26 protein-coding genes are annotated in these 22,982 nt (G+C 71.3%); 11 read left to right on the forward strand and 15 right to left on the reverse strand.

Going from position 1 to position 22,982, the window contains the following annotated elements; genetic code table 11:
• Positions 1-45 precede the first annotated feature (45 nt).
• Positions 46-879, reverse strand: a complete 834-nt coding sequence (locus BMY74_RS24680) for an ABC transporter ATP-binding protein (RefSeq protein WP_089920007.1) — start codon at positions 877-879, stop codon at positions 46-48.
• Between the two features lie 52 nt (positions 880-931).
• Here BMY74_RS24680 and BMY74_RS45200 point away from each other — a divergent pair, with 52 nt between their 5' ends.
• On the forward strand, positions 932-1,090 hold the full coding sequence (locus BMY74_RS45200) for a hypothetical protein (protein WP_177229904.1): 159 nt from the start codon (positions 932-934) through the stop codon (positions 1,088-1,090).
• A gap of 46 nt (positions 1,091-1,136) precedes the next feature.
• On the opposite strand, the gene BMY74_RS24685 is transcribed toward BMY74_RS45200, so the two are convergent.
• From BMY74_RS24685 to BMY74_RS24695, 3 genes are read right to left on the reverse strand one after another with little or no spacing between them, the layout of a single operon-like run.
• On the reverse strand, positions 1,137-2,201 hold the full coding sequence (locus BMY74_RS24685; RefSeq protein ID WP_089920009.1) for a FecCD family ABC transporter permease: 1,065 nt from the start codon (positions 2,199-2,201) through the stop codon (positions 1,137-1,139).
• On the reverse strand, positions 2,198-3,256 hold the full coding sequence (locus tag BMY74_RS24690) for a FecCD family ABC transporter permease (protein ID WP_089920011.1): 1,059 nt from the start codon (positions 3,254-3,256) through the stop codon (positions 2,198-2,200). The genes BMY74_RS24685 and BMY74_RS24690 overlap by 4 nt, the downstream gene beginning before the upstream one ends.
• Positions 3,257-3,311: 55 nt before the next feature.
• Positions 3,312-3,752: an SRPBCC family protein gene (locus BMY74_RS24695; protein ID WP_089920013.1), complete on the reverse strand. Its 441-nt coding sequence runs from the start codon at positions 3,750-3,752 to the stop codon at positions 3,312-3,314.
• A 161-nt stretch (positions 3,753-3,913) separates the two neighbouring features.
• Between BMY74_RS24695 and BMY74_RS24700 the strand changes: the two genes are divergently transcribed.
• A complete protein-coding gene (locus BMY74_RS24700; RefSeq protein WP_089920015.1) occupies positions 3,914-4,705 on the forward strand; it encodes an NAD(P)H-dependent oxidoreductase in 792 nt (263 codons plus the stop codon).
• A 58-nt stretch (positions 4,706-4,763) separates the two neighbouring features.
• Here BMY74_RS24700 and BMY74_RS24705 read toward each other — a convergent pair whose 3' ends face one another.
• Positions 4,764-5,642 carry an alpha/beta hydrolase gene (locus BMY74_RS24705; RefSeq protein WP_245786335.1) on the reverse strand — a complete coding sequence of 293 codons (879 nt, stop codon included), beginning with the start codon at positions 5,640-5,642 and terminating at the stop codon, positions 4,764-4,766.
• A gap of 52 nt (positions 5,643-5,694) precedes the next feature.
• Here BMY74_RS24705 and BMY74_RS24710 point away from each other — a divergent pair, with 52 nt between their 5' ends.
• Positions 5,695-6,072: an NAD(P)-binding protein gene (locus tag BMY74_RS24710; RefSeq protein WP_089920285.1), complete on the forward strand. Its 378-nt coding sequence runs from the start codon at positions 5,695-5,697 to the stop codon at positions 6,070-6,072.
• A gap of 10 nt (positions 6,073-6,082) precedes the next feature.
• Here the strand turns inward: BMY74_RS24710 and BMY74_RS24715 are convergent, their stop codons facing one another.
• Positions 6,083-7,408, reverse strand: a complete 1,326-nt coding sequence (locus BMY74_RS24715; RefSeq protein WP_089920017.1) for a TIGR01777 family oxidoreductase — start codon at positions 7,406-7,408, stop codon at positions 6,083-6,085.
• A 190-nt stretch (positions 7,409-7,598) separates the two neighbouring features.
• On the opposite strand from BMY74_RS24715, the gene BMY74_RS24720 reads away from it, so the two are divergent.
• On the forward strand, positions 7,599-8,252 hold the full coding sequence (locus tag BMY74_RS24720; protein ID WP_089920019.1) for a lytic polysaccharide monooxygenase auxiliary activity family 9 protein: 654 nt from the start codon (positions 7,599-7,601) through the stop codon (positions 8,250-8,252).
• Positions 8,253-8,299: 47 nt separating this feature from the next.
• Here the strand turns inward: BMY74_RS24720 and BMY74_RS24725 are convergent, their stop codons facing one another.
• Together BMY74_RS24725 and BMY74_RS24730 are read right to left on the reverse strand one after the other, a co-directional pair.
• A complete protein-coding gene (locus BMY74_RS24725) occupies positions 8,300-9,766 on the reverse strand; it encodes a catalase (protein ID WP_089920021.1) in 1,467 nt (488 codons plus the stop codon).
• A gap of 18 nt (positions 9,767-9,784) precedes the next feature.
• Positions 9,785-10,201 (reverse strand): Fur family transcriptional regulator, encoded by a 417-nt coding sequence (locus BMY74_RS24730; RefSeq protein WP_089920287.1) that lies wholly within the window; start codon positions 10,199-10,201, stop codon positions 9,785-9,787.
• A gap of 89 nt (positions 10,202-10,290) precedes the next feature.
• Between BMY74_RS24730 and BMY74_RS24735 the strand changes: the two genes are divergently transcribed.
• Positions 10,291-10,968: an MOSC domain-containing protein gene (locus BMY74_RS24735; RefSeq protein WP_089920023.1), complete on the forward strand. Its 678-nt coding sequence runs from the start codon at positions 10,291-10,293 to the stop codon at positions 10,966-10,968.
• 3 nt (positions 10,969-10,971) lie between these two features.
• Here BMY74_RS24735 and BMY74_RS24740 read toward each other — a convergent pair whose 3' ends face one another.
• A complete protein-coding gene (locus tag BMY74_RS24740; protein WP_089920025.1) occupies positions 10,972-11,598 on the reverse strand; it encodes a MarR family winged helix-turn-helix transcriptional regulator in 627 nt (208 codons plus the stop codon).
• Between the two features lie 160 nt (positions 11,599-11,758).
• Between BMY74_RS24740 and BMY74_RS24745 the strand changes: the two genes are divergently transcribed.
• The 6 genes from BMY74_RS24745 to BMY74_RS24770 all read left to right on the forward strand — a co-directional run bounded on the left by BMY74_RS24745 (position 11,759) and on the right by BMY74_RS24770 (position 15,831).
• Entirely contained in the window at positions 11,759-12,349 is a 591-nt protein-coding gene (locus BMY74_RS24745) for a protoglobin domain-containing protein (protein ID WP_089920027.1), read from the forward strand.
• A 4-nt stretch (positions 12,350-12,353) separates the two neighbouring features.
• The gene (locus tag BMY74_RS24750) at positions 12,354-12,881 is read left to right on the forward strand and encodes a TlpA family protein disulfide reductase (protein WP_218159724.1); all 528 of its coding nucleotides are present in this window, start codon (positions 12,354-12,356) and stop codon (positions 12,879-12,881) included.
• Positions 12,882-12,909: 28 nt separating this feature from the next.
• Complete coding sequence (locus tag BMY74_RS24755; RefSeq protein ID WP_089920029.1) at positions 12,910-13,449, forward strand: carboxymuconolactone decarboxylase family protein; 540 nt, start codon at positions 12,910-12,912, stop codon at positions 13,447-13,449.
• Between the two features lie 125 nt (positions 13,450-13,574).
• Entirely contained in the window at positions 13,575-14,027 is a 453-nt protein-coding gene (locus BMY74_RS24760; protein ID WP_143091695.1) for a hypothetical protein, read from the forward strand.
• Between the two features lie 32 nt (positions 14,028-14,059).
• Positions 14,060-15,190, forward strand: a complete 1,131-nt coding sequence (locus BMY74_RS24765; RefSeq protein ID WP_245786336.1) for a sensor histidine kinase — start codon at positions 14,060-14,062, stop codon at positions 15,188-15,190.
• Positions 15,190-15,831, forward strand: coding sequence for a response regulator (locus BMY74_RS24770; RefSeq protein ID WP_089920033.1), 642 nt, complete (start codon positions 15,190-15,192; stop codon positions 15,829-15,831). The genes BMY74_RS24765 and BMY74_RS24770 overlap by 1 nt, the downstream gene beginning before the upstream one ends.
• Here the strand turns inward: BMY74_RS24770 and BMY74_RS24775 are convergent.
• The 6 genes from BMY74_RS24775 to BMY74_RS24800 are packed head-to-tail and all read right to left on the reverse strand — an operon-like array spanning position 15,824 to position 22,981.
• Positions 15,824-16,279, reverse strand: coding sequence for an RDD family protein (locus BMY74_RS24775; protein WP_177229905.1), 456 nt, complete (start codon positions 16,277-16,279; stop codon positions 15,824-15,826). The genes BMY74_RS24770 and BMY74_RS24775 overlap by 8 nt on opposite strands.
• A gap of 8 nt (positions 16,280-16,287) precedes the next feature.
• Entirely contained in the window at positions 16,288-17,127 is an 840-nt protein-coding gene (locus tag BMY74_RS24780; protein WP_089920037.1) for a LacI family DNA-binding transcriptional regulator, read from the reverse strand.
• Positions 17,117-19,567, reverse strand: coding sequence for a glycoside hydrolase family 2 protein (locus BMY74_RS24785; RefSeq protein ID WP_089920039.1), 2,451 nt, complete (start codon positions 19,565-19,567; stop codon positions 17,117-17,119). The genes BMY74_RS24780 and BMY74_RS24785 overlap by 11 nt, the downstream gene beginning before the upstream one ends.
• Positions 19,564-20,319, reverse strand: a complete 756-nt coding sequence (locus tag BMY74_RS24790) for an ABC transporter ATP-binding protein (RefSeq protein ID WP_089920041.1) — start codon at positions 20,317-20,319, stop codon at positions 19,564-19,566. The genes BMY74_RS24785 and BMY74_RS24790 overlap by 4 nt, the downstream gene beginning before the upstream one ends.
• Positions 20,316-21,986 carry a dipeptide/oligopeptide/nickel ABC transporter permease/ATP-binding protein gene (locus BMY74_RS24795; protein ID WP_089920043.1) on the reverse strand — a complete coding sequence of 557 codons (1,671 nt, stop codon included), beginning with the start codon at positions 21,984-21,986 and terminating at the stop codon, positions 20,316-20,318. The genes BMY74_RS24790 and BMY74_RS24795 overlap by 4 nt, the downstream gene beginning before the upstream one ends.
• Complete coding sequence (locus tag BMY74_RS24800; protein WP_089920045.1) at positions 21,983-22,981, reverse strand: ABC transporter permease; 999 nt, start codon at positions 22,979-22,981, stop codon at positions 21,983-21,985. Before BMY74_RS24800 ends, BMY74_RS24795 begins: the two co-directional genes overlap by 4 nt.
• Position 22,982 lies beyond the last annotated feature (1 nt).

Raw genomic sequence — 22,982 nt, forward strand, 5'->3', positions numbered from 1 at the left:
GGGGGAAATTAGGACAGCCGAACCTTATCACCCAGTTAGGGCAGGCTAACCAAGGTCTTGGTCACTCTTCGATACCACGTGGGTCCGCCCGATCGGCACGATCAACGGCCGCTCGCTCACCGGGTCGTCGATCACCTTGGCCTGCAGGCCGAACGTCTCCAGCAACAGCTCGCTCGTGATCACTTCGCTCGGATGACCCTGCGCCACGATCGACCCGGACCTCATCACGATCAGGTTGTCGCTGTACCGCACCGCGAGGTTCAGGTCGTGCAGGACCATCACGATCGTGCAGCCGCTCTCGTGCAGGTCGTCGACGAGGTCGATCACGTCGATGGCGTGCGCGAGGTCGAGGTACGTCGTCGGCTCGTCCAGCAGCAGCAGGTCGGTGCCCTGCGCGAGCGTCATCGAGATCCACACCCGCTGCCGCTGCCCGCCCGAGAGCGAGTCGACCGGGCGGTGCGCCAGGTCCGCCACGCCGGTCATGTGCAACGCCTTCGCGACCACGTCCGCGTCATCGCTCGACCACTGCCGCACCCAGCTCTGGTGCGGGTGCCGGCCGCGCGCGACCAGGTCGGCGACCGTCAGGCCCTCCGGCGCGATCGGCGTCTGCGGCAGCAGCCCCATCCGCTTCGCCACGTCCTTGGTCCTGAGCCGCGCGATGTCGTGCCCGTCGAGCAGCACCGTGCCCTGGCGCGGTTTGAGCAGCCGGGACAGCGTGCGCAGCAACGTCGACTTGCCGCAGCCGTTGGGGCCGATGACCGTGGTGATCACCCCGGTCGGGATGGCGACGTCGAGGTTGTCGAGCACGACCCGGTCGGCGTACCCGACCGTGACACCCTCGGCCCCCAGTCGGGCGGCATCGTTGCGCAGCGCGGTCATAGGGCAACCTTACTTAACGAAGCCTGTCCTCTGTTGTGTCGATCCAGTCAAGGTGACGCAGGCGGCAGGTGACCGGAAGGGCTCTGCGGGCGGAGCAGCGACCAAGGTCGTGGCGTTGCGCGGCACCAAGCCGTCCGAACGGCCCGCCATCATCCGTGCGCTCGACGACGCCAAGGCCCGCACGTTGCCGAGGAGGCGAAAAGGCGTCTGACGCGTGAACAACGCCTCACCCGGTGGCCGATGCCGGAAGCCCGTCCTCAGGCAGCCCGCTTCACGTTCGCCCGCACCAGCAGGTAGACGAGGAACGGTCCGCCGATGATCGCCGTCACGATGCCGACGGGCAGGTCGTTGGGCAGCACCGTCCGCGCGACCAGGTCGGAGCCGATCAGCAGCAACGCGCCGAAGAGCCCGGACGCGATCAGCGGCGGCACGGGCGTGCGCATCAGCCGCATGCTGATCTGCGGCCCGACGAGTGCCACGAACGGCACCGGACCGGCGGCCGAGACCGCGACACCGGCCAGCAGCACCGCGCACAGCAGCAGGACCGCGCGCACCGCCGAGTAGCGGACGCCGAGCCCCGCGGCGACGTCGTCACCGAAGTGCATGGGCCGCAACTGGAAGGACACCACCAGCACGACGAGGACCAGCGCCGCCATGATCCACAGCGACGCCCACACCTCGGACCACGACCGCGAGTCGAGCGACCCGACGAGCCACCGCTGCGCGCGGGCGACGTCGCGGATGTCCGCCAGCACCAGCAGCCACGTCGTGACCGCCTGCATGACCGCGCTGACCGAGACGCCGATGAGGATCAGCCGGAACCCGTCGATCCCCTTCTTCCAGGCCATGAAGTACACGAGCAACCCGGTCAGCAGACCGCCGGTGAGCGCCGCGGCGGACAGCCCGATCGAGTTCGCGATCGCCGCGCCGCCGCTCGCCGTGACGACGAAGACGGCCGTGGCGCTGGCGCCGCCGGTGATGCCGAGCACGTCGGGACTGGCCAGCGGGTTGCGCGCGATCGACTGGGTCAGCGCGCCGGAGATGCCCAGGGCGACACCCGCGATGAGACCGACGAGCGCCCGGGGCATCCGCAGGTCCATGATCACGAACTCGTCGACCCGCTCGCCCTGCCCGACCAGCGTCCTGAACACCGCGGGCAGTTCGATGGTGAAGTCGCCGATCGCGATCGACACCGAGAAGACCAGGAACGTCAGCGCGGCCAGCACGACCGTGACGAGCACGATCCACGGCCGCCAGACCCAGGACCAGCCGCCGACGCGGACGCCGCGGTGCAGGTCGGGTGCTTCGAGTGCGTTGCTCATGCCTGCCTGAACTTCCCGAGCCAGACCAGCACCGCGAAGAACGGGGCGCCGATGAGGGCGATGACGATGCCCGCCTGCAGTTCCGCGGGCCGCGCGACGAGCCGGCCCGCGATGTCGCCGAGCAGCAGCACGATCGCGCCGAGCAGCCCGGCGTACGGCACCAGCCAGCGGTAGTCGGGCCCCGTGAACCACCGCGCGATGTGCGCGACCATCAGCCCGAGGAACGCGATCGGCCCGCACGCCGCCGTGGCGGCGCCCGCGAGCAGCGTGACCGCCACCACACCGATGGTCCGTCCCGCCGCGATGTTCACGCCGAGACCGCGCGCGACGTCGTCACCGAGGTTCAGCAGGTTGATCACCGGGAGGTTGAGCAGCGCCAGGACGAGCCCGACGCCGACGAAGACCGCCGCCACCCAGATCACGTCGAACCCGACGCCCTGCACCGAACCCGCGTTCCAGAACCGCAGCACGTCGAGCGCCTGGGTGCTGCCCAGCGCGACCGCCGTCGTCATGGCCGCCAGGAACAACGTGACGCCCTGCCCGGCGAGCGCGAGCGTCAGCGGGTTGCCCGCGCCGCGCCCGAGGCTCGACAGCCCGAACACCACGACCCCCGCCGCCGCGGCCCCGAGGAACGCGAACCACATGTACTGCAACGGACTCTGCAGCCCGAACAGGGACACGGCGAGCACCACCGCGAACGACGCCCCGGAGTTGACGCCGAGCAGCCCGGTGTCCGCGATGGGGTTGCGGGTGTGGCCCTGGATCAACGCCCCCGCGACACCGAGCCCGATGCCCGCGACGACCGCGAGCACCGTCCGCGGCACCCGCAGCGTCTGCACGATCAGCGTGATGTCGGTGAGCCGCTGGTCCCCGGCGGGGTCGCCGAACAACCCCTGCCACACCTCGGCAGGCGTGAGCGACCGGGCGCCGACCACCAGCGACAACACCGATGCCGCGGCCAGCAACACCAGCAGCCCCGCCAGCCAGAGGCGCCGCCGCCGGTGCGGGCCCTCCAGCGCGGGCGCGGGGTCGAGCCCGCGTTGCTCCACGACCATGCTCACGACGGGCTACGTTAGCTCCCACCGGCGCGCTGACCCAGGGCACCCTTACCTAACCCCGTGACTCGACGGCCCGCACGGTCTTCTCGAGCGCGCCGCCGAGCACCTTCCTGCCGAGCAGCCCGAGCGAGAGCCCGAGCAGCTTCCCCTTGAGGTTCTTGCCTTCCCGCACCACTTCCGCGTGCACGAGCGTCGTGCCGTCCGCGTTCTTCGTGAACGTGTAGGTGTGGCCGGACCGCCCGCCCCACACGTTGGAGTCCACGGTGGTCAGCACGATCCGCTCGGGGTTCGACCAGTCGTAGTGCAGGCGCTCCCAGATGCCGCCCGAGCCCTCGGTGACGTCGGCGAACACGTCGCCCCTGTCGTGCACCCGAAGGTCCGCGTCGGCGCTGTTCGGGAAGAGCTCGGCACGGCCGGGGCCGAAGTCGGTGAGGCCGGCGACGAACTGCTCGGGCGTCGCGGTGGTCTGCTGGGTCAGCGTGATGGTGGGCATGTCCTCGGCTCCTCGTGTTCCTGTGTTCAGGAACTACGGTGCCGGGCCCAGGGGGTCGTTCGCGCCCGTGAGTGTCCCTGGTCGCCGGCGCGGACGCACACACATGAGCGCGAGACGTTCACCTATTCCGAGCCGTGCCGTTCGCGGCTTGACTTGCCGGCATGACCATCGTTCATCCGCCGAAGCCCGGAACCGCCCTGTGGGTGTACGCGCACCCGCGCCGCGACTCGCTGAACGACCGCCTCCTGCAAGCCGGGACCAAGGCGCTGTCGCAGCGGTACGAGGTCGCGGTCTCCGACCTCTACGCCCAGGACTTCGACCCCGTGCTGTCCCGCCGCGACCTGGGGGACCTGGCGGACCGCCCCGGCAACATCGCGGAGTTGGCCGGCGAGGCCTACGCCCGCGGCCAGCTGCCCGCCGATGTTCAGGAGGAGCAGGCGAAGCTCGCGGCCGCCGAACTGCTCGTCCTGCAGTTCCCGCTGTGGTGGTACGGGCCGCCGGCGATCCTCAAGGGCTGGTTCGACCGGGTCCTCACCAGCGGGTTCGCCTACGGTGACCTGGATCCCGAACGCGGCGTGCCCCGCCGGTACGGCGACGGCGGCCTGGTCGGGCGCAAGGCGCTGGTCGTCGTCACCGCAGGCGAGGACGAGCGCTCCATCGGTCCGCGCGGCATCAGCGGCGACCTCGAGTCGTTGCTCTTCCCGATCACCCACGGCGTCCTCTGGTACTGCGGCGTCGAGGCGCTCGACCTGCACGTCGTCCACGACGCCGACTCGCTCGACGCGGAGGGCGTCGAGCAGCAGGTGGAGCGCCTGGCGGCCAGGCTCGGTGGCATCGAGGACGAACGGCCGCGGCTGTTCCGGCGCCTGCGCGACGGCGAGTACGCGGACACGCGCGCGTTGCGGGAGGACCTGGCGCCCGGCCGCACCGATCTGGGCATCCACCTGGCGTAGCCGCGTCTCGCGGAAAGGCGTCCGGTGGCAGGCGGGACGGGAGGCCCGGTCCAGCGTTCTACGAGAGCCGGTCCGCCAGCCACCGCCGCACGTCGTACCGCGCCTGCCGGGCGATCGTCGTGTCGCGGTTGGTGAAGCCGTGCCGCGACTCGGGGTACACCCGCAGGTCGACCTCGCCGCCCGCCGCGACCACCCGGGACGCCAGAGCGAGGTTGTCCTCCAGCAGGACGTCCAGCGCGCCGACGACGACCAGCAGTGGCGGCAGGCCGCGCAGGTCGCCGTACACGGGGGAGATGTCGGGGTCCGTCCGGTCCGGCGCGTCGCCCGCGTAGGCCTGGATGAAGTACTCGTCCGCGATCAGCCTGCCCGCGGGGGTGCGGCCGCTCAGGTCGTACGTGCCGAACTGGAGAACCGCGCCGGTGAACGGGTGGTCGCGCAGCCTGAGCAACGTCGTCACGGCGAGGGTCGCGCCCGCCGAGAAGCCGCCGATGGCGAGCTTCGTCGTGCCGAAGTGCTCGTGGGCGTGGGCGACCAGCCAGCGGGCCGCGGTCTCCGCGTCGTCGGGTGCGGCCGGCCAGGGGTTCTCCGGGGCGAGGCGGTAGTCGACGGCCACGACCGCGATGCCGAGCGCGTCGGCGAGCCGCTGGTCGCGCTCGTCGTCCTGCGGGGTGGAGCCGAGGTAGAAGCCCCCGCCCGGGAAGTGCAGGTACACGCCGCGGGGGTGGCCGTCCGGGCGGAAGATCCGCACGTGGGTCCGGCGGCCGTCGTGCTCGATCGGCGTGGAGTGCTCGGACGCCCTGGTCGCGGCGCGGATCTCCTGCAGTTCCGCGGGGCCCGAGGGACCGCGGCGGGTTCCCCTCCTCGCGTTCTGGGTCCTGGACTCCTCGACGTGCCGTGCGAGGTCCGGGTCGAAGAAGCTGTTCAAGTCCAGCCGCACCGGGGCATCCCCTCTGTCAGGTTCGCGATGAGTCAACCAGGGAGGAACCACGATGATCGGCATCACGGTGGTGGTGGGCTACGGAGACGCGGCGCTGGACGTCCTGAGACACGTGCCGGTCGACCGTGCCACGATCGCCGTGCTCGACCCCGATGACATTGCATTGACCGGTGCGCTCGCCAACGGTGCCACGGTCGTACGGGGTGACGGGCGGGACATGTGCGCGTTGCAGCAGGCCGGGGTGCAGTTCGCGGAGCGGGTCGTCGTGGCCGTTCCCGACGACCTGGACGGCCTGCTGATCACGATGGTCGTGCGCGGGCTCAACGCGACGGCGACCGTCGTGGCGGCGGTGCGCGACCCGGCCGACCAGGACCTGTTCACGCGGCTGGGCGCGAACGAGGTGTTCGTGCACGCCGGATCCGCGTCCTAGCTCGTGATCACTACGACCAGCGGCCCAGCACGTGCTTCAGCGCCGACTCGAGGTCCGGGTGGCGGAACGCGTGCCCGGCCCCGGTCAGCACGGCGGGCCTGACGAGCTGGCTCGCCCCAGCCAGTTCGCGGGCACCCTCCTCGCCGAGCAGGAGCTTCGGCCCGAACGACGGCACCGGCAGCAACGCCGGGCGGTGCAGCACCTTCGCGAGCGTGGTGGTGTAGGTGCTGTTGCGCACGGCCTCCGGGGCGACGGCGTTGACCGGGCCGCGCAGCGACTCGTCGTAGAGCGCGCGGTGGTAGACGTCGACCACGTCGTCCAGGCCGATCCACGACTGCCACATCCGGCCGTCGCCGAGCCTTCCGCCGAGGCCCGCGGCGAACAGCGGGTGGAACAGGCGCAGCGTGCCGCCGTCGGGTGACTGGACGATCCCCGTGCGCACGGTGACCACCCGCACGCCGGCCGCCGCGGCGGGTGCGGTGGCGGCCTCCCAGTCGGCGACCACGTCCGCGAGGAAGCCTTCGCCGCGTTCGCTTTCCTCGGTGAGCTCCTCGTCGCCGCGGTCGGCGCCGTAGAAACCGATCGCGGACGCGCTGACGAACACCGGCACGCCGGTGGCGGCGGCCAGGTCGGCGAGTGCCCTGGTCGGGCCGATCCGGGAGGAGCGGATCTCCCGGCGGTGGGCGTCGGTGAACCTGCCCGCGATCGACGCGCCCGCCAGGTGCACGACGGCGTCCACATCGGACAGCAGGTCCGGCGCGGGGCGGTCCGGGTCCCAGCGCCGCTCGTCAGGACCGGTGGGGGAGCGGCGGACCAGCTTCACGACCCGGTGGCCCGCCGTGCTGAGGAACGACCACAGGGCCGTGCCGACGAACCCGCTGGCACCTGTGACCGCGACCGTGATCGGCCGGTCGCCCGCCTTCCGCGCGGACGCCTGGGCGGCCAGGTCGGCGGCGAGCTGGCGGTGCCGGTAGGCGAACATCGACCGCAGGAACACGCCGGGGACCTGCGTGTCCACGCGGTCGGTCATCCGCGTCCCGTCGCCCTCCGCCGCGAACTCGTGGCTGTGCCGCCACTTCAGCGCCCACTTCAGAGGCGCGGAGTCCAGTTCGTCGACGAACCGGTGCGGTGGCGTGAAAGCGGTGTGCCGGGCGCCCCAGCGCAGTCCGAGCGGCAGCCCCAGCACCGCGCGCCCGCCGTCGAGGGACTCCGCCTCGCGCACGACGCCCACCGGCTGCCACGGCGGGGTGAGCCGGTGGATGGCGCCCGGCCGCGCGTGCCAGGCGAACACCTCGTCCAGGGGAGCGTCGACGACACTGGAGAAGATCAGGGACATGCCCTCACGCTAGGGGCGCGCTGGAACGTTCGCATGATGGCGCTTTTCCGCCCGGGGTACGAACCGGCTGCTCCGAATGTCGTCATAACTCCTCGTGTCATTGTGGTCTCTGAGGGTCACCGCTAGGGTTGTTGTTCTGGGAGCGCTCCCAATCCGCCGCCGCTCGATCAGCGAAGATCGGAGGCTTGTCATGCGCAGTTCCGGGTTCTCCACCAGACGGCGCGGTCTCGTCGCCGTCGTCATCGGCGCACTGGTCTGCACGTTCCTGTGGACTCCGGCCGCGTCGGCTCACGGCACGATCGTCGGTCCGGCCACCCGTGCCTACCAGTGCTGGCAGACGTGGGGCAGCCAGCACACGAATCCGGCCATGCAGCAGCAGGACCCCATGTGCTACCAGGCGTTCCAGGCCAACGCCGACACCATGTGGAACTGGATGAGCGCGTTGCGGGACGGCCTGCGCGGCAACTTCCAGGGATCCACTCCGGACGGTCAGCTGTGCAGCAACGCGCTGTCGCGCAACAACTCCCTGAACACCCCGGGCCGGTGGAAGACCACCAACCTGGGGGCGAACTTCGAGATGCACCTGTACGACCAGGCGAGTCATGGCGCGGACTACTTCCGGGTCTACGTCAGCAAGAACGGGTTCGACCCCACCACGCAGCGGCTGGGCTGGGGCAACCTCGACCTCGTCACCCAGACGGGGAGGTTCGCGCCGGCCAAGGACATCCGGTTCAACGTCCAGACGAACGGCACGTACCGCGGCCACCACGTGGTGTTCACGATCTGGCAGGCGTCCCACCTCGACCAGACCTACATGTGGTGCAGTGACGTGAACTTCGGCTAGGACGCGGACGTGGTGCGTGCTCCCGTGCGGGGCACGCACCACACCCGTCACAGGGCGCCGATCGCCTCGCAGGCCTTGCGCACGCCCTCGCCGTAGGCCGGATCGGCCTGGGTGCAGTGGTGGATGTGCCGTTCGACGGTCTCCTTGCGAGCACCCTTGATCGCCCGCGCGGTGTTGCCGAACAACGCCTGCTGCTGCTCCCCGGTCATCAGCCGGAACAGATCTCCCGGCTGCTCGTAGTAGTTCGAGTCGTCCTCGCGGAAGTCGAACCGGTCGGCGACCCCGCCCGCGGCCAGCGCCGGCTCGGCGTAGGCGGGCTGCTCGGCCCAGCGGCCGAAGTTGTTCGGCTCGATCCCCGGCACGCCGCCCTGGTTGCCGTCGACCCTCATCGCGCCGTCGCGGTGGTAGGTGTTCACGAGCCGGGCGCCGTTCGGGTGGTTCACCGGGATCTGGTGGTGGTTGACGCCCAGCCGGTACCGCGCCGCGTCGCCGTAGGAGAAGAGCCTGCCCTGCAACATCCTGTCCGGGCTGAGCGAGATGCCGGGCACGACGTTGGCCGGGGTGAACGCGGCCTGCTCCACGTCGGCGAAGTAGTTGCCGGGGTTGCGGTCCAGTCGCATCTCTCCCGCCTCGATCAGCGGGTAGTCCTCCTTGCTCCACACCTTCGTGAGGTCGAACGGGTGGAAGCGGTACGTGGCGGCGTCGGCCTCCGGCATGACCTGCACGTAGAGCTTCCACGCCGGGAAGTCGCCGCGCTCGATGGCGTCGAAGAGGTCGCGCTGGTGCGACTCGCGGTCGCGGCCGATCAGCTGACCGGCCTGCTCGTCGGTGAGGTTCTCGATCCCTTGCCGCGTGCGGAAGTGGAACTTGACCCAGTGCCGGACGCCCTCGGCGTTGATCATGCTGTAGGTGTGCGACCCGAAGCCGTGCATGTGCCGGTAGGAGCGCGGGATCCCCCTGTCGCTCATGACGATCGTCACCTGGTGCAGCGCCTCGGGCAGGTTCGTCCAGAAGCCCCAGTTGTTCTCGGGGTCGCGCAGGTTGGTCCTCGGGTCGCGCTTCACCGCGCGGGCCAGGTCGGGGAACTTCAGCGGGTCGCGGAAGAAGAAGACCGGCGTGTTGTTGCCGACGACGTCCCAGTTGCCCTCGCTGGTGTAGAAGCGGGTCGCGAAACCGCGGATGTCCCGTTCGGCGTCGGCCGCGCCGCGCTCGCCCGCCACGGTCGAGAACCGCACGAACATCTCGCACCGGTTGCCGACCTCGCTGAACAGTGCCGCACTCGTGTAGGCGGTCAGGTCGCCGGTCACGGTGAACGTGCCGAACGCGCCGGAGCCCTTCGCGTGCATCCTGCGCTCGGGGATGACCTCGCGGTCGAAGTGCGCGAGCTTCTCCAGCAACCACAGGTCCTGCAGCAGAACGGGTCCGCGCGCACCGGCGGTGAGGCTGTTCTGGTTGTCCGCCACCGGGGCGCCGGCGGCCGTGGTGAGGGGATTGGTGTTGTCTTCGAACGACATCAGGTGGACCTTCTCCGATCAGGGGATCTGGACGCCGGGCCGGCACGCGGGGCACAGACCCCGGTGCAGGACCTCGGTCTCGTCGACGCGGAACCCGTGCGCCTGCGGGAGGTGCTGCGGGGTGACGGCCGGTTCGACGTCGGCCAGCGCGCCGCACTCCCGGCACAGCACGTGGTCGTGGTCGTGGCCGCGCAGCTCGAACAGCGCCCGCGGCCCCGTCTCGATCCGGCGTACCAGCAGTGCCTCCGACAACGCCGTCAGCACGTCGTAGACGGCCTGCGTGGAGACGGAACCCAGGTCCTCGCGCACGACCCGCGCGAGGTGTTCCGCGTCCGAGTGCGGGTGCCGTTCCAGAGCGACCAGCACCGCGATCCGTTGCTTCGTCACCCTCAGCGAGGCCCCGCGCAGGGCGGCGACCGGGTCTGCTGCGACCACGTACACTCCAAGTAGTTAGGACTCCTAGCCACACTGTGGCATGCTGGGTGCCCCGAAGACAAGAACGGTTCCAGGAACGAGGTCCTCCCATGAGCGGTGCGCACGTGTCGGTCGTGTCGACGGGGGTGGTGCGGCCGTTGCCGTGGCGCGGCCGCCCGGTGGCCTCCGCGATCGCGAAGTCACCCGTGTCCGGGGCCGTCGAGGTCGGTCCGCTCGGGCTGGCGGGCGACGAGCAGGGCGACCGCGAGAACCACGGCGGGCCCGACAAGGCGGTGCTGCTCTACCCCGGCGAGCACTACGCGGCCTGGGCGGACGAGGTCGGTCCGCTCGCCACGCCCGCGTTCGGCGAGAACCTCACGACGTCCGGACTGCTGGAGAGCGACGTCGTGCTCGGATCGGTCTACTCGGTCGGATCGGTGTTGCTGCAGGTCACCCAGCCCCGCCGGCCCTGCTACAAGCTCGCGGCGCACCACGGGGTCAAGGACATGGCCGTGCGCACCCAGAACACGGGCCGCACCGGCTTCTACTGCCGGGTCCTCCGGCCGGGACGCCTCGCGGCGGGGGACGCGCTGGAGCTCACGACCAGGCCGTCGCACGGGATCACCGCGGCCGAGGTGCACCGCGTGCTCAACGTCGACCGCGACGACGAGGTCGCCGTGCGCCGGCTGCTCCGGCACGCCCGCGTGCTGCCCGAGTCGTGGGTGAAGTCGTTGCGCCGCAGGGTCGACGGCGACCTGGAGGACCAGGCCGCGCGGCTGGGAGGCTGAGCCTCAGCCGCGCCTGCGCCGGGTCGGCGCGTCGGCCGGTTCGTGTTCCGGGCAGTCCGTGCGGAGCCCGTTCAGCGGCAACGGCATGCGCAGCAGGTGGCAGTGGTGGGGTGCGTCCGGTTCGGGGTACTCGTCGCGCCCGAAGAACCGGCACGTCGTGCACATGCGCGTCACGCTCACCACGCCCGCGCGGTGCAGGTCGGCGATCGCGCGCAGCACCGTGTGCAGCGTGACCGCCTTGTCCTGCTCGGAGATCCCCGCGAGCGCCGCCGTCAGCGGATCGTCCCAGGACGACAGTCCACGTGCGACCTCCTCACCGGTGCCGGTCAGCGCCAGCGTGCGCCGGCGGCCGTCCGTCCCCGGTGAGCGGGTCACGAGTTCCTTGCGCTCCAACGCGGTCACCGCGTCGGACATCGTAGGCGTCGTCACGTCGAACTCGGCCGCGAGCGCGGCCACCTCGCCGCGCGGCTGCGACCGGCGGGACAGCGCGAGCACCACCTGCTGCTGCAACGGCGACAGCCCGTGCTCCCGCGCCGTGCGCTGGGCCAGTGAACGCATGCCGTGCCCGAGCCGCTCGAGCGCGTCGGCCAGCCGCCGGTCGAGCCCGGCCGTGCCGTCGGTGTCTGTCATGCGTTCCGCCTCGCCAGTGGGACTTTCCACGGCGATCGTACGTGCATTCCCCGTTGAGACCTGGATCACCCATCTGAATAAGTTGGTAGGAGTCCTACCTAGTTTGTGGCACGCTGTGGACATCCCCACCGCGGAACTCCGACATCGCGAAGGAAGCGACATGACGTCTCCCGAACCCGTCCCGGGCTACACCCACGACGACCCCGGCCTCGCGCCGTCGCCGGTCACGCCGGCGGACCTCGCGCTGCTGAAGGCGAGCGTCCTGTTCGGACCGGCGGACGAGGAGGCGCTGCGCCTGGCCGGTGAGGTCCTCAGTGGACAGATCGAGCAGGTGCTGGACGTCTGGTACGGGTTCGTCGGCTCCCACCCGCACCTCGTGGCCTACTTCTCCACGCCGGACGGCACGCCGATCGACGACTACCTGGCGCGGGTGCGGGCGAGGTTCGCCCGCTGGATCGCCGACACCTGCACGCGCCCGTACGACGAGCGCTGGCTCGCCTACCAGCAGGAGATCGCCCTGCGGCACACCGAGCCGAAGAAGAACCAGACCGACCACGCCGATTCGGTGCCGCACATCCCGTTGCGCCACATCATCGCGTTCATCTACCCGATCACCGCGACCATCCGGCCGTTCCTCGCCGCAGGTGGCCACGACGCCGAGCAGGTCGATGCCATGCACCAGGCCTGGTTCAAGGCCGTCACGCTGCAGGTCGCGCTCTGGTCGCAGCCCTACGCCGGCCGGGCCTGGTGAGACCGTGAGCCTCCTGCTGTCCCCGTCGAGCGGGCTGCTCACGCCCGCGATGCCCTGGGAGACCACCGAATGGTTCAACAGCGAGCCGTTGAACCTGGCCCAGCTGCACGGCCGCGTCGTGGTCCTCGAAGCGTTCCAGATGCTCTGCCCGAGCTGCGTCAGCCACGCCCTCCCACAGGCCGTGCGGCTGTCCAGGACCTTCGGTGACGAACTGGCCGTCATCGGCCTGCACACCGTGTTCGAACACCACAGGGCCATGACCCCGACGAGCCTCGAGGCGTTCCTGCACGAGTACCGCATCCCGTTCCCGGTCGGCGTCGACGCGCTGCGCAGCGCGCACCCGGCGCCGGTCACCTTCAGCCGCTACCGCATGCAGGGCACGCCCACCACGGTCCTCATCGACCGCGACGGCATGCTGCGCGGCCAGAAACTCGGCCCGGTCGACGACATGTCGCTCGCCTCGGCCGTCACCAGGTTGCTCGACGGCGCCGTCCCTCCCGCGGTCTGCGCCCTCGACGGCACCTGCACCTGATCACACCCCAACACGAAGGAGAACCACCATGTCCCGCGTCGAACTCACCAACCCCGACCAGATCACCGACGAGCGCGCCGAGACCCTCGCGCAGATCAAGGGAGCCTTCGGCGTCGTGCCGAACATGTTCAAGGCCGTCGCCCACTCGCCCGCCGCGCTGACCAGCATGTGGGCCCAGTTCGGCGCACTGGGCAAGGGCGCGCTCGGCGCCAAGCTCGGTGAGATGGTCGCCGTGGCCGTCGCCGACCGGAACCGCTGCGACTACTGCCTCTCCGCGCACACCATGCTCGGCAAGAAGGCCGGTGCCACCGCCGAGGAGATGAGCAACGCGCAGAGCGGCAGGTCCGACGACCCGCGTGCCGCCGCGGTGCTCACCCTGGCCACCGCCCTGGTCGAGAAGCGCGGCCAGATCGCCGACACCGACGTCCAGGCCGCGCGCGACGCCGGGCTGAGCCAGGAGGAGATCGTGGAGACGGTGGCGCACGTGGCCCTGAACGTGTTCACCAACTACATCAACGTCGCCCTGGACGTCCCGGTCGACTTCACCCGCGTCGCCCTGACCCGCTGACGCGACGGACGAGCCCGGCATGCTGGCGGTGCCGCGACACCGCCGCAACCGGGCTCTCGTCCGAAAGTACGAGATGCCGATCCGCTGTGGTGCAACGACTTCCAGGCGCTCCTACGGTCGTGATCATGACTACTGCAACGGGCAGGACCACGCCGCCGGGCACCGTCGTCGCGGCGTTCGTCGGATTCCTCGTGTCGTGCGTCTTCGCGGTGACGTCCGTGGGCGTCCTAGTGGGCACGCGCGACGACCTGGTCGACGCGCTGAGGTCGTCGGGGACGTCGATGACCGAGGAGCAGCTGCAGAGCGCGGCCACCGTCACCCAGGTGACCTTCGCGACCATCGCGGTGGTGATCGCGCTGGTCCAGCTGTGGCTCGCGTTCAAACTCCGGTCGGGCCGCAACTGGGCCAGGGTGCTGCTGACCGTGTTCACCGTGTTCCAGGTGGGGTCGCTGTTCGTCGGCGAGGGGTCGGCGACGCTCCCGGCGTACGGGGGCGCGGCGGTGGCGGCACTGGCGGTGATCGCGAGTTACCTGCCGGCGTCCAACGTCTACTTCGACACCGTCAAGAGGGCGGGGTAACCGGTCGGGGGAGCGGGCGCGAGAATGCCGGTATGACCGGAACACCGGCGCGGCGCAGCGTGTTCGTGGCGGAGGTCGTCGCGCTCGCGTCGGCGGTGGTCGCGGACGCCGTGCTCGCGGTCGACGGGGACGCCCCGCGAGGCGTGCTGGGGCCGTTGCTGACGATGGTCGTGCCGTACGCGGGGGAGGCCGCCGCGGTTCTCGCGGTGCTGCGGCGCAGGTTCCCCCGCAGGATCGAACTGCTGGCGGGCGCGGTGATCGCGCTCTCGCTCGCCGGGACCGCGGTCGCGGGGCTCGTGGAACGGGCTCCCGTGCGACCGCCGGTGACGGAGGTGCTGGCGGTGCTGTTGCTGGCCGCCGCCGGATGCCGCCGGCTCCCTCCTGCGCGGGCGGCGGTGCTCGCCACCGCCGCCTGCGTCACCGTCGTGCTCGCCCCGGTCGTGCGCTACGGCCTGGACTCGCTGTTCCCGGTCGCCGCCGCGCTGGCGTGGGGCGCCGCGCTGGCGCTGGGCCTGATCCTGCGCGACGCCGACGCCCGGCACCGCCGCGAGCTGGACCGCGTCCGCAACGAGGACAGGCTGCAGCTCGCCAGGGACCTCCACGACCTGGTGGCGCACCACGTCACCGGCATCGTGGTCCGGACCCGCGCGGCCCAGGCGGTGCCCTCCCAGGACCCCGCCGAGGTCTACGACGAGATCGAGCACGCGGCGGCCGAGGCGCTGACCGCGACGCGCGGACTCGTCGGCGTGCTGCGCAGCGACGCACCGCTGCCGTCGCCGAGCCTGGTGCTGGGCGACGTCGTGCGCGCGGCGGCGGGGGAGACGCCGGTGCACATCTCCGACGAGATCGAGGCCATGAGGTTGCCGCCCCAGGTCTCCGTTGCGCTGCACCGGGTTCTGATGGAGGCGCTGACCAACGCCCGGCGCCACTCCCGTGCCACGTCCACGTGGGTGGCCGTGCGTTCCGAGGAGGGAGATCTGGTGCTGGAGGTCGACAACGACGGCGTGCCGGCCGGCGCACCGGCCGAAGGCGGGCACGGCATCGCCGGCATGACCGAGCGGATCACCGCGCTGGGCGGTGAGCTCACCGCGGGCCCGCACGGCGACGGCTGGCGGGTGACCGCGCGCGTGCCGGAGGACTTCGACCCGCCGAGGGGGATCTGATGACGATCCGCGTGCTGATCGCCGACGACCAGACCCTCGTGCGCACCGGCTTCCGGCTGGTCCTCGACGCCGAGCCCGGCATCGAGGTGATCAGCGAGGCGGCCGACGGCGAGGCCGCGGTCCGCCTGGCGCGCCGGTTGCGCCCGGACGTGACGCTGATGGACATCCGGATGCCGAAGCTCGACGGGTTGCGGGCGACCGAGCTGCTGGCGGGGCCGGGCGTCGAGGACCCGTTGCGGGTGCTGGTCGTGACCACCTACGACGTCGACGAGAACGTCTACGCGGCGCTGCTCGCCGGAGCGTGCGGGTTCCTGGTCAAGGACGCGCGGCCGCGGTTGCTGGTGGAGGCGGTGCACGCGGCGGTCAGGGGAGAGGCGCTGGTCTCGCCCGCCGTCACGGTGCGGCTGCTCGCGCACTTCACCGCGGGCGGCGAGCGCGGCGCGGGCACCCCGCTGACCGGTCGCGAGCTCGACGTCGTGCTGGCGGTGGGCCGCGGCCTGACCAACGCCGAGATCGCCGAACACCTGAACATCTCGTTGTCCACGGTGAAGACGCACGTCACCAACGCCGGCGGCAAGATCGGCGCGCGCAACCGCACCGAGATCGCCATCTGGGCCTGGCGGGGCGGCCTGCTCAGGTGACGCGCCGCACGACCGTGCCCGCGACCAGGTCCCCGAGCCGCTGGTTGCGCGGCGTCACGGCGATCAGCACCGCGCCGACCAGCCCCAGCAGCAACCCGTCCACGGCCATCAGCAGCCACCGCACGAAGTAGTCGCGCAACGACGGCTCGCCGCCGCGCAGGGTCGTGATCTTCAGCCCGAGCCACCGCATCGCCGGGGTCGAGCCGCCGTGCCGGTACGGGTACCAGATCTCGAGCCACAGCACCCCGAGCAGCGACACGGCGGCCACCGCCACCAGCGGCGCGTAGGTGAAGACCTCCTTCGGTGCGCCGAGCTTGATCAGCGGCAGCGACACGAGGACACCGAGGACCAGGCCCAGCACGGCGGCGACGCACAGCAGGGCGAACTCGATGACGTGCTGCCAGTAGCGGCGCAGGACGATCGAGCGGGCATCCGCGTCAAAGGCCACCCGGCCATCTAAGAGGACGCGGCCGCCGTCGTGCCACGCGGTACGAACCTCGCCGTCGGCGACCAGCGCGGCACGACCGGCACACCGTCGATCCGCTCCAGCACCGACTCCGCCACCGACACACCGAACTGGTGCACGTCCACGCTCATCGTCGTGAGCGCGGGGGAGGCGAGCCGGCACAACGTCGAGTCGTCCCACGCCACCAGGCTGAGGTGGTCCGGCACCGCGACCCCGAGCTCCGCGGCCGCGGCGAGTCCCGCGACCGCCATCACGTCGTTGTCGTAGAGGATCGCCGTCGGCGGCTCCGGCCCGGTGAGCAGCGCGGTGGTGAGCTTCGCGCCCGCCTCCTCGGAGTAGTCGCCCTCCACGAGCACCGGCTCCACTCCCGCTCGGGCGCACCCCGCCAGCAGTGCTTCGGTGCGGGCCCGGGTGTGCAGCAACGCCGAGGGGCCGGTGACGCGCGCGATCCGGCGGTGTCCCAGGCCGAGCAGGTGCCCGAGCGCCTCGGCGACCGGGCCCGCGTGGTCCGTGCGGACCGACGGCAGCACTGGATCGTCACCGACGACCACCGCGGGCAGCGCGATCTCGGCCAGCACGGGCGGGCGCGGGTCGTCCGCGACCGGGTTCACCACCACGACGGCGTCGACCAGGCCGCGCGCCGCCCACCGGCGGTACGCGGCGATCTCGGCTCCGTGGTCCGCCACGACGTGCAGCAGGACGGACAGGTCGCGTTCCGCCAGCCGTTCCTCGATCCCCGCGATGAACTCCATGAAGAACGGCTCGACGCCGAGCAGGCGGGCCGGCCGCGCGAGCACCAGCCCGACCGCGCCGGTCGGTTCAGCGGACACGGGGCACCGCGAGGAGGTCGTTGGCACAGCGCAGGACCAGCGGTCCGGTGAAGGCCGCGGGATCGACGGCGGCGTCCGTGCGGACGTGGAACACGCGCACCTCCCCGGCGAGCATCGGCACGAGCGCGTCGTCCACGACGGCGTCCGGCGCGACCCGGTCGGCCAGCACCGCCACGTCGCGGGCGAACGAGTCCGCGCGCACCTCGACCTCGTACCCGCCGCGCACCGCCTCCGCCCGCGCGGTGAGGGGACGCGGGTCGTACGCCAGCTCGAGGTCCTCCCGGAACGGCAGGATCGCGCGGGCCTCCGCAGTGGTCGCCACGATCACCTCCGCGTCCTCGTGCGCCGTGCTCAGCAACGCCTCGTCCAGGTCCACGGCGAGGACCGAGCGGGGCGGCACCGTCCGGCGCAGTCTAGTCAGGTGCAGCGTGACGCCCCGGAACGTCTGCCGGTCCAGGGTGAGGTGCGCGTCCCACGGCTCGTCGTGGTCGTTGACGGCGATGAGCACCGTCCGGCCGTCGCGCGGCTGGAAGGTCAGCAGCCGCGGCGCGAACGCGTGCCGCAGCCCGTACCAGAGCGGCTTCAGGCGTTCCTCGCCGTCGACGGCCGCCCAGGACGTGACGGGCCAGCAGTCGTTGAGCTGCCACACGACCGCACCGGCGGTGCGCGGCCACCACGAGCGGAAGTGCTCGATGCCGAAGCCCACGGCCCGCGCCTGGTTGAGCTGCGTCGCCCAGTGCCAGTCCTCGAACCGTTCGGGGACGGGCAGGTGCGAGGCCAGTCCGCGCACGAGCTTGCCGTTGCCGTCCTCCGCCTTCTGGTGCAACAGGAAGCTCGGCGACTCCGGGGTCAGCGGCCGGTCGTGGATCCAGCGGGTGAGCGTGGACCACGACGGGGGGCCCTGGAACCCGAACTCCGAGCAGAACCGCGGCACGTGGTCGCGGTAGCGCCGGTAGTCCACCTCGTTCCAGACCTGCCAGTCGTGGCGCGTGCCGTGGTCCTCGTCGTTCGGGTGGTGCTCGCCGGGGCTGTACGGGCTGCTGGGGCAGTAGAACCGGGTCGGGTCGAGCTCGGCCACGATCGACGGCAGCAGCTCGTCGTAGTAGCCGAGGCCCCACGTGCGGCCGTCGAGCTGCTCGGGCCAGCCCCAGTCGGCGAACCCCCACATGTTCTCGTTGCCGCCGTTCCACAACGCCAGCGAGGGGTGGGACATCAGGCGCGCGACGTTCTCCCGCGCCTCGGCCTCCAGCTCGCCGCGCACCGGCTCCTCCTCCGGGTACGCGGCGCACGCGAGCGCGAAGTCCTGCCACACCAGCACACCGCGCTCGTCGCAGACGTCGTAGAAGTCGTCGGACTCGTAGATCCCGCCGCCCCACACCCGCAGCAGGTTGACGTGCGCGTCCACGGCCTGGTCGACGCGCCGCACCAGCCGCTCGCGCGTGATCCGGGTGAGGAAGTGGTCGTCGGGGATCCAGTTGGCGCCCTTGACGAACACCGGCCGGTCGTTCACGAAGACGGTGAACGGCGTGCCGTGCTCGTCCGGTGTCGTGTCGACGGTGACCGTGCGGAACCCGATCCGCTTCGCCGTGCTGTCGAGCAGCTCGGAGTCGGTGCGCAGCACGACGTCCAGGTTGTAGAGCGGCTGGTCGCCGTACCCGGCCGGCCACCACAGCTCGGCGCCGGGCACCTCGACACGGGCGATGACCGTCGTCTGCCCGGCGGGGACGGCGACGGTGCGCTTGTGCGCGCCCAGGGTGACCTGCAGCGTGAGGTCCTCGTCCTCAGCCCACTCGAGGTCGACGTGCACCTCGACCCGGCCGGTGCCGTCCGCGACCGTCACGACCGGGCGGACCCGCGCGAGACGCGCGGTGTGCCAGCGTTCGAGGCGGACCGGCCGCCAGATCCCCGCGGTCTGCAGGTCGGGTCCCCAGTCCCAGCCGAAGCTGCACGCCATCTTGCGGACCATGTTGAACGGGTGGGTGTTGACGTGCTCACGCCGGCCCAGCGCGGCCTCGACCTTCTCCGCGTGGGTCAGCGCCGAGGAGAACGACACGGTGAGGTCGTTGGCGCCGTCCCGCAGGAGTTCCCGCACGTCGAAGCGGTAGCCGCGGTGCATGTTCGCGGTGTGGCCGACCAGCGCGCCGTTCAGTTCGACGGTGGCGATCGTGTCCAGGCCGTCGAAGACGAGGTCGACCCGCTGCCCGGAGGTGACGGCGGCGGCGAGGAACGTCGTGTCGTAGCGCCAGTCCGCGCGGTGCATCCAGGTGAGCTCCTCCTCGGCGCGGTCGAGGAACGGGTCGGTGATCAGCCCGGACGCGAGCAGGTCGAGGTGCGTGCCACCGGGCACGGTCGCGGGCACCGTCCGGCCGCGGACGTTGTCCGGCACCTCGGTCGTGGTCGCGGTCAGCTGCCAGCCGTCGTGCAGGTACTGGCGGATCAAGACGAACCTCCCAGGTGGAAACGGGTGTCGGGGTTGGGCGCGGCGGCCGCGAGGCGGCGGGTGTAGGGGTCCTGCGGGCGCAGCAGGACGTCGTCGCTCGGCCCGCGTTCGACGACGCGGCCCTGGTGCATCACCAGGACTTCATCGGAGAAGTGCCGGGCGGTGGCCAGGTCGTGGGTGATGTAGAGGACGGCCAGGTCCTCCTCGCGTTGCAACCGGTCCAGCAGCTTCAGCACGCCGAGCCGGATCGAGACGTCCAACATGGACACCGGCTCGTCCGCGACGATCACCTTCGCGCCCGGCGCGAGCGCGCGGGCGATCGCGACCCGCTGCCGTTGCCCGCCGGAGAGCTCGTGCGGGCGCCTTCGTGCGAAGTCCGGACTGAGGCTCACCCGCTCCAGCAGGTGGGGCACTTCGGCCCGCGACCGCCCGTGCAGGAGCAACGGCCGGGCGAGGTGGTGTTCGACCGTGTGGAACGGGTTGAGCGACGCGAACGGGTCCTGGAAGATCATCTGGACGTGGTCGCGGTAGGCGCGGTCCGGCACGGGGGAGCCGTCCGGCCCGGTCAGCGTGATCTCCCCGGACGTCGGGCGGACCAGGCGGGCGATCATCCTCGCCACCGTCGACTTGCCCGAGCCGGACGCGCCGACCAGCGCGACCGTCCGACCGGCGGTGAGCGTGAACGAGACCCCGTCGACCGCGCGGTGCCGATGGAAGGTCTTGCAGAGGTCGCGGACTTCGAGCGCGGTCACAGCAGGGCTCCTCGCTCGCCGGTCAGACTGGGGAACGACGCCAGCAGCCGGCGCGTGTAGGGGTGCTGGGGCCGCAGGTAGATCTCCTCGGCCGTCGCGTACTCGACGACCTCGCCGTCGCGCATGACCGCGATCCTGTCGCTCAGCTCCAGCAGCAGCGGCAGGTCGTGCGTGATGAACACGACCGCGAACCGCAGTTCGTCGCGCAACCGTTTGATCTCGTTGAGGATCTCCCGCTGCACCAGCACGTCGAGCGCGGTGGTGGGCTCGTCCATGATCATGACCTGCGGTTCGAGCAGCAACGCCATCGCGATCATCACGCGCTGCCGCATGCCGCCGGACAGCTCGTGCGGGTACGAGCCGAGCCGCGCCGGGTCGACGCCGACGAGCCGGAGCACCTCCGCGCACCGGTCCTCGCGGTCCGAGGAGGACATCGACGGCCGGTGCGTGCGCAGGACGTCCTGCAGCTGCGCGCGGATCGGGGTGACCGGGTTCAGCGAGTTCATCGCGCCCTGGAACACCATCGACAACCGGACCCAGCGGAACCGGCGCAGCTCCTCCGGGTCCAGCGCCAGCACGTCGATCCCGTCGAACACCACCGATCCGGAGGTGACCTCGGCGGGCGGCCGGTGCAGGCGGTTGATCGCGTACGCGAGGGTGGTCTTGCCACAGCCGGACTCGCCCGCCAGGCCGAGGATCTCGCCACGCCGCAACGTCAGCGACACGTCCTTGACCGCGTGGACGGGTGAGGCGCCCTGGTAGACGACGTTGAGGTCGTGGACCGTGAGCACGGCGTCGCCGGATTCCACCACGGGCGTGGTGGCCACGACGTCACCGCGCCGCCGGGCCTTGTCGCGCAACGCCGGGTTGATGATCTCGTCGATGCTGAAGTTGATGAGCGCCAGCGCACCGCCGAACAACGCGATGATCAACCCCGGCGGGACGAACCACCACCACGCCTCCCGCTGCAGCGCGAACCCGTTCTGCGCGTAGTAGAGCATCGTGCCGAGCGTCGAGGAGTCGGCCGCGCCCAGCCCGAGGAACGACAGCCCCGCCTCGCTCAGGATCGCCAGCACGACCGCGAAGACGAACTGGGACGCGAGGATCGGCAGCAGGTTCGGCAGGATCTCCACGCAGATCACCCGCCAGGTCTTCTCGCCGGACACCCGCGCCGCGGCCACGTAGTCCCTGTTGCGCAACGACAACGTTTGCGCGCGCAGGACCCGGGCCGCCGCGGCCCAGCCGGTGATCGCCAGCACCAGCGAGATCGTCCACGTGCCGCGCTGGTCCGCCGGCACGAACCCGGCCACCACGATCACCAGCGGCAGGCCGGGGATCACCAGCATCACGTTGGAGAACAACGAGAACACCTCGTCGACGACCCCGCCCGCGTACGCGCCGACGATGCCGAAGACCCCGGACAGCACCGTCGCCATGACGCCGACCAGCAGACCGATCCACAACGAGCCGCGGGTGGCGTGGGTGAGCTGGGCGAGCACGTCCTGGCCGGTGATCGTGGTGCCCAGCAGGTGGTCGCCGCCGGGCGGGATGAGCCCGATGTCCCTGATCGTGGCGGGATCGCCGGTCAGCAACGGGCCGATGAGTCCGAAGAGGACGATCAGACCGGCCAGGACCAGGCCGGTGGTGAGTTTCGCGGACCTGGTCACGACACCGTGCTCCGATCCCTCGTGCGGGCGTCGATCAACCCGTAGAGCAGGTCGACCAGCAGGTTCGCGCCGAGCACCGCGATCGTGATCACCAGGAAGATCCCCTGCATGAGCGCGTAGTCGTTGTTCTGCACGGCTTGGAGGAGCTTCGAGCCGATGCCGGGGTAGGAGAACACCTGCTCGGTGACGATCGACCCCGACACCACGAACCCCAGGGAGATCGCGAACCCGGCGACCGACGGCAGCACGGCGTTGCGCGCCGCGTACCGGACCATGACCCGGCTGCCGGTCAGGCCCTTGGCCCGCGCGGTCAGCACGTAGTCCTCGGACATGGCCGACACCATCATGTTGCGCATCCCGAGCAGCCAGCCGCCCACCGACGACAGGACGATCGTCAGCGCGGGCAGCGTGCCGTGGTACAGCGCCGAGCCGAGGAACTCCGGACTCCAGCCGGGGTCCAGGACCACGTCGTACCCGCCGTTCAGCGGGAACCAGCCGAGGCCCGACGAGAGCAGCGCGACGAGGATCAGCGCCAGCCAGAAGTACGGCACCGCCGACAACATGGTGGTCGCGGGCACCAGCGAGTCGAGCCAGGTGCCGCGCTTCCAGCCGACCAGGGCACCGAGCCCGACGCCGAGCACGAACGAGATCAGCGTGGCGAGCCCGACCAGCACGACCGTCCACGGCAGCGAGTCGCCGATCACGTCCGAGACCTTCGCCGGGAACGCGCTGACCGACACCCCGAGGTCCCCGCGCGCCAGGTTGCCCAGGTACGCGAAGTACTCCCGCACGAACGACTCGCGCCCGCCCGTGCCGAGCAACGTCTCGTAGGCCTGGCGCGCGGCCGGGTCCACGGACCCGCCGCGCTGCTGGAGCTTGGCCATCAGGATGTCCACCGGGTTGCCCGGCAGCAGGCGGGGGATGACGAAGTTCAGCGTCACCGCCGCCCACAGCGCCGCCAGGTAGAAGGCGATCTTGCGCAGGTGGTAGCCCATG

The sequence above is a fragment of the Lentzea albida genome, assembly GCF_900111005.1.
GTDB classification, from domain to species: Bacteria; Actinomycetota; Actinomycetes; order Mycobacteriales; family Pseudonocardiaceae; genus Lentzea; species Lentzea albida.

Bases quoted from the DNA above. Each gene is read 5' to 3' on its own strand.
- BMY74_RS24680 (WP_089920007.1), bottom strand. From the start codon at position 879: ATGACCGCGCTGCGCAACGATGCCGCCCGACTGGGGGCCGAGGGTGTC.
- BMY74_RS24685 (WP_089920009.1), bottom strand. From the start codon at position 2,201: ATGAGCAACGCACTCGAAGCACCCGACCTGCACCGCGGCGTCCGCGTC.
- BMY74_RS24690 (WP_089920011.1), bottom strand. From the start codon at position 3,256: ATGGTCGTGGAGCAACGCGGGCTCGACCCCGCGCCCGCGCTGGAGGGC.
- BMY74_RS24695 (WP_089920013.1), bottom strand. From the start codon at position 3,752: ATGCCCACCATCACGCTGACCCAGCAGACCACCGCGACGCCCGAGCAG.
- BMY74_RS24700 (WP_089920015.1), top strand. From the start codon at position 3,914: ATGACCATCGTTCATCCGCCGAAGCCCGGAACCGCCCTGTGGGTGTAC.
- BMY74_RS24710 (WP_089920285.1), top strand. From the start codon at position 5,695: ATGATCGGCATCACGGTGGTGGTGGGCTACGGAGACGCGGCGCTGGAC.
- BMY74_RS24715 (WP_089920017.1), bottom strand. From the start codon at position 7,408: ATGTCCCTGATCTTCTCCAGTGTCGTCGACGCTCCCCTGGACGAGGTG.
- BMY74_RS24720 (WP_089920019.1), top strand. From the start codon at position 7,599: ATGCGCAGTTCCGGGTTCTCCACCAGACGGCGCGGTCTCGTCGCCGTC.
- BMY74_RS24725 (WP_089920021.1), bottom strand. From the start codon at position 9,766: ATGTCGTTCGAAGACAACACCAATCCCCTCACCACGGCCGCCGGCGCC.
- BMY74_RS24735 (WP_089920023.1), top strand. From the start codon at position 10,291: ATGAGCGGTGCGCACGTGTCGGTCGTGTCGACGGGGGTGGTGCGGCCG.
- BMY74_RS24740 (WP_089920025.1), bottom strand. From the start codon at position 11,598: ATGACAGACACCGACGGCACGGCCGGGCTCGACCGGCGGCTGGCCGAC.
- BMY74_RS24745 (WP_089920027.1), top strand. From the start codon at position 11,759: ATGACGTCTCCCGAACCCGTCCCGGGCTACACCCACGACGACCCCGGC.
- BMY74_RS24755 (WP_089920029.1), top strand. From the start codon at position 12,910: ATGTCCCGCGTCGAACTCACCAACCCCGACCAGATCACCGACGAGCGC.
- BMY74_RS24760 (WP_143091695.1), top strand. From the start codon at position 13,575: ATGACTACTGCAACGGGCAGGACCACGCCGCCGGGCACCGTCGTCGCG.
- BMY74_RS24765 (WP_245786336.1), top strand. From the start codon at position 14,060: ATGACCGGAACACCGGCGCGGCGCAGCGTGTTCGTGGCGGAGGTCGTC.
- BMY74_RS24770 (WP_089920033.1), top strand. From the start codon at position 15,190: ATGACGATCCGCGTGCTGATCGCCGACGACCAGACCCTCGTGCGCACC.
- BMY74_RS24800 (WP_089920045.1), bottom strand. From the start codon at position 22,981: ATGGGCTACCACCTGCGCAAGATCGCCTTCTACCTGGCGGCGCTGTGG.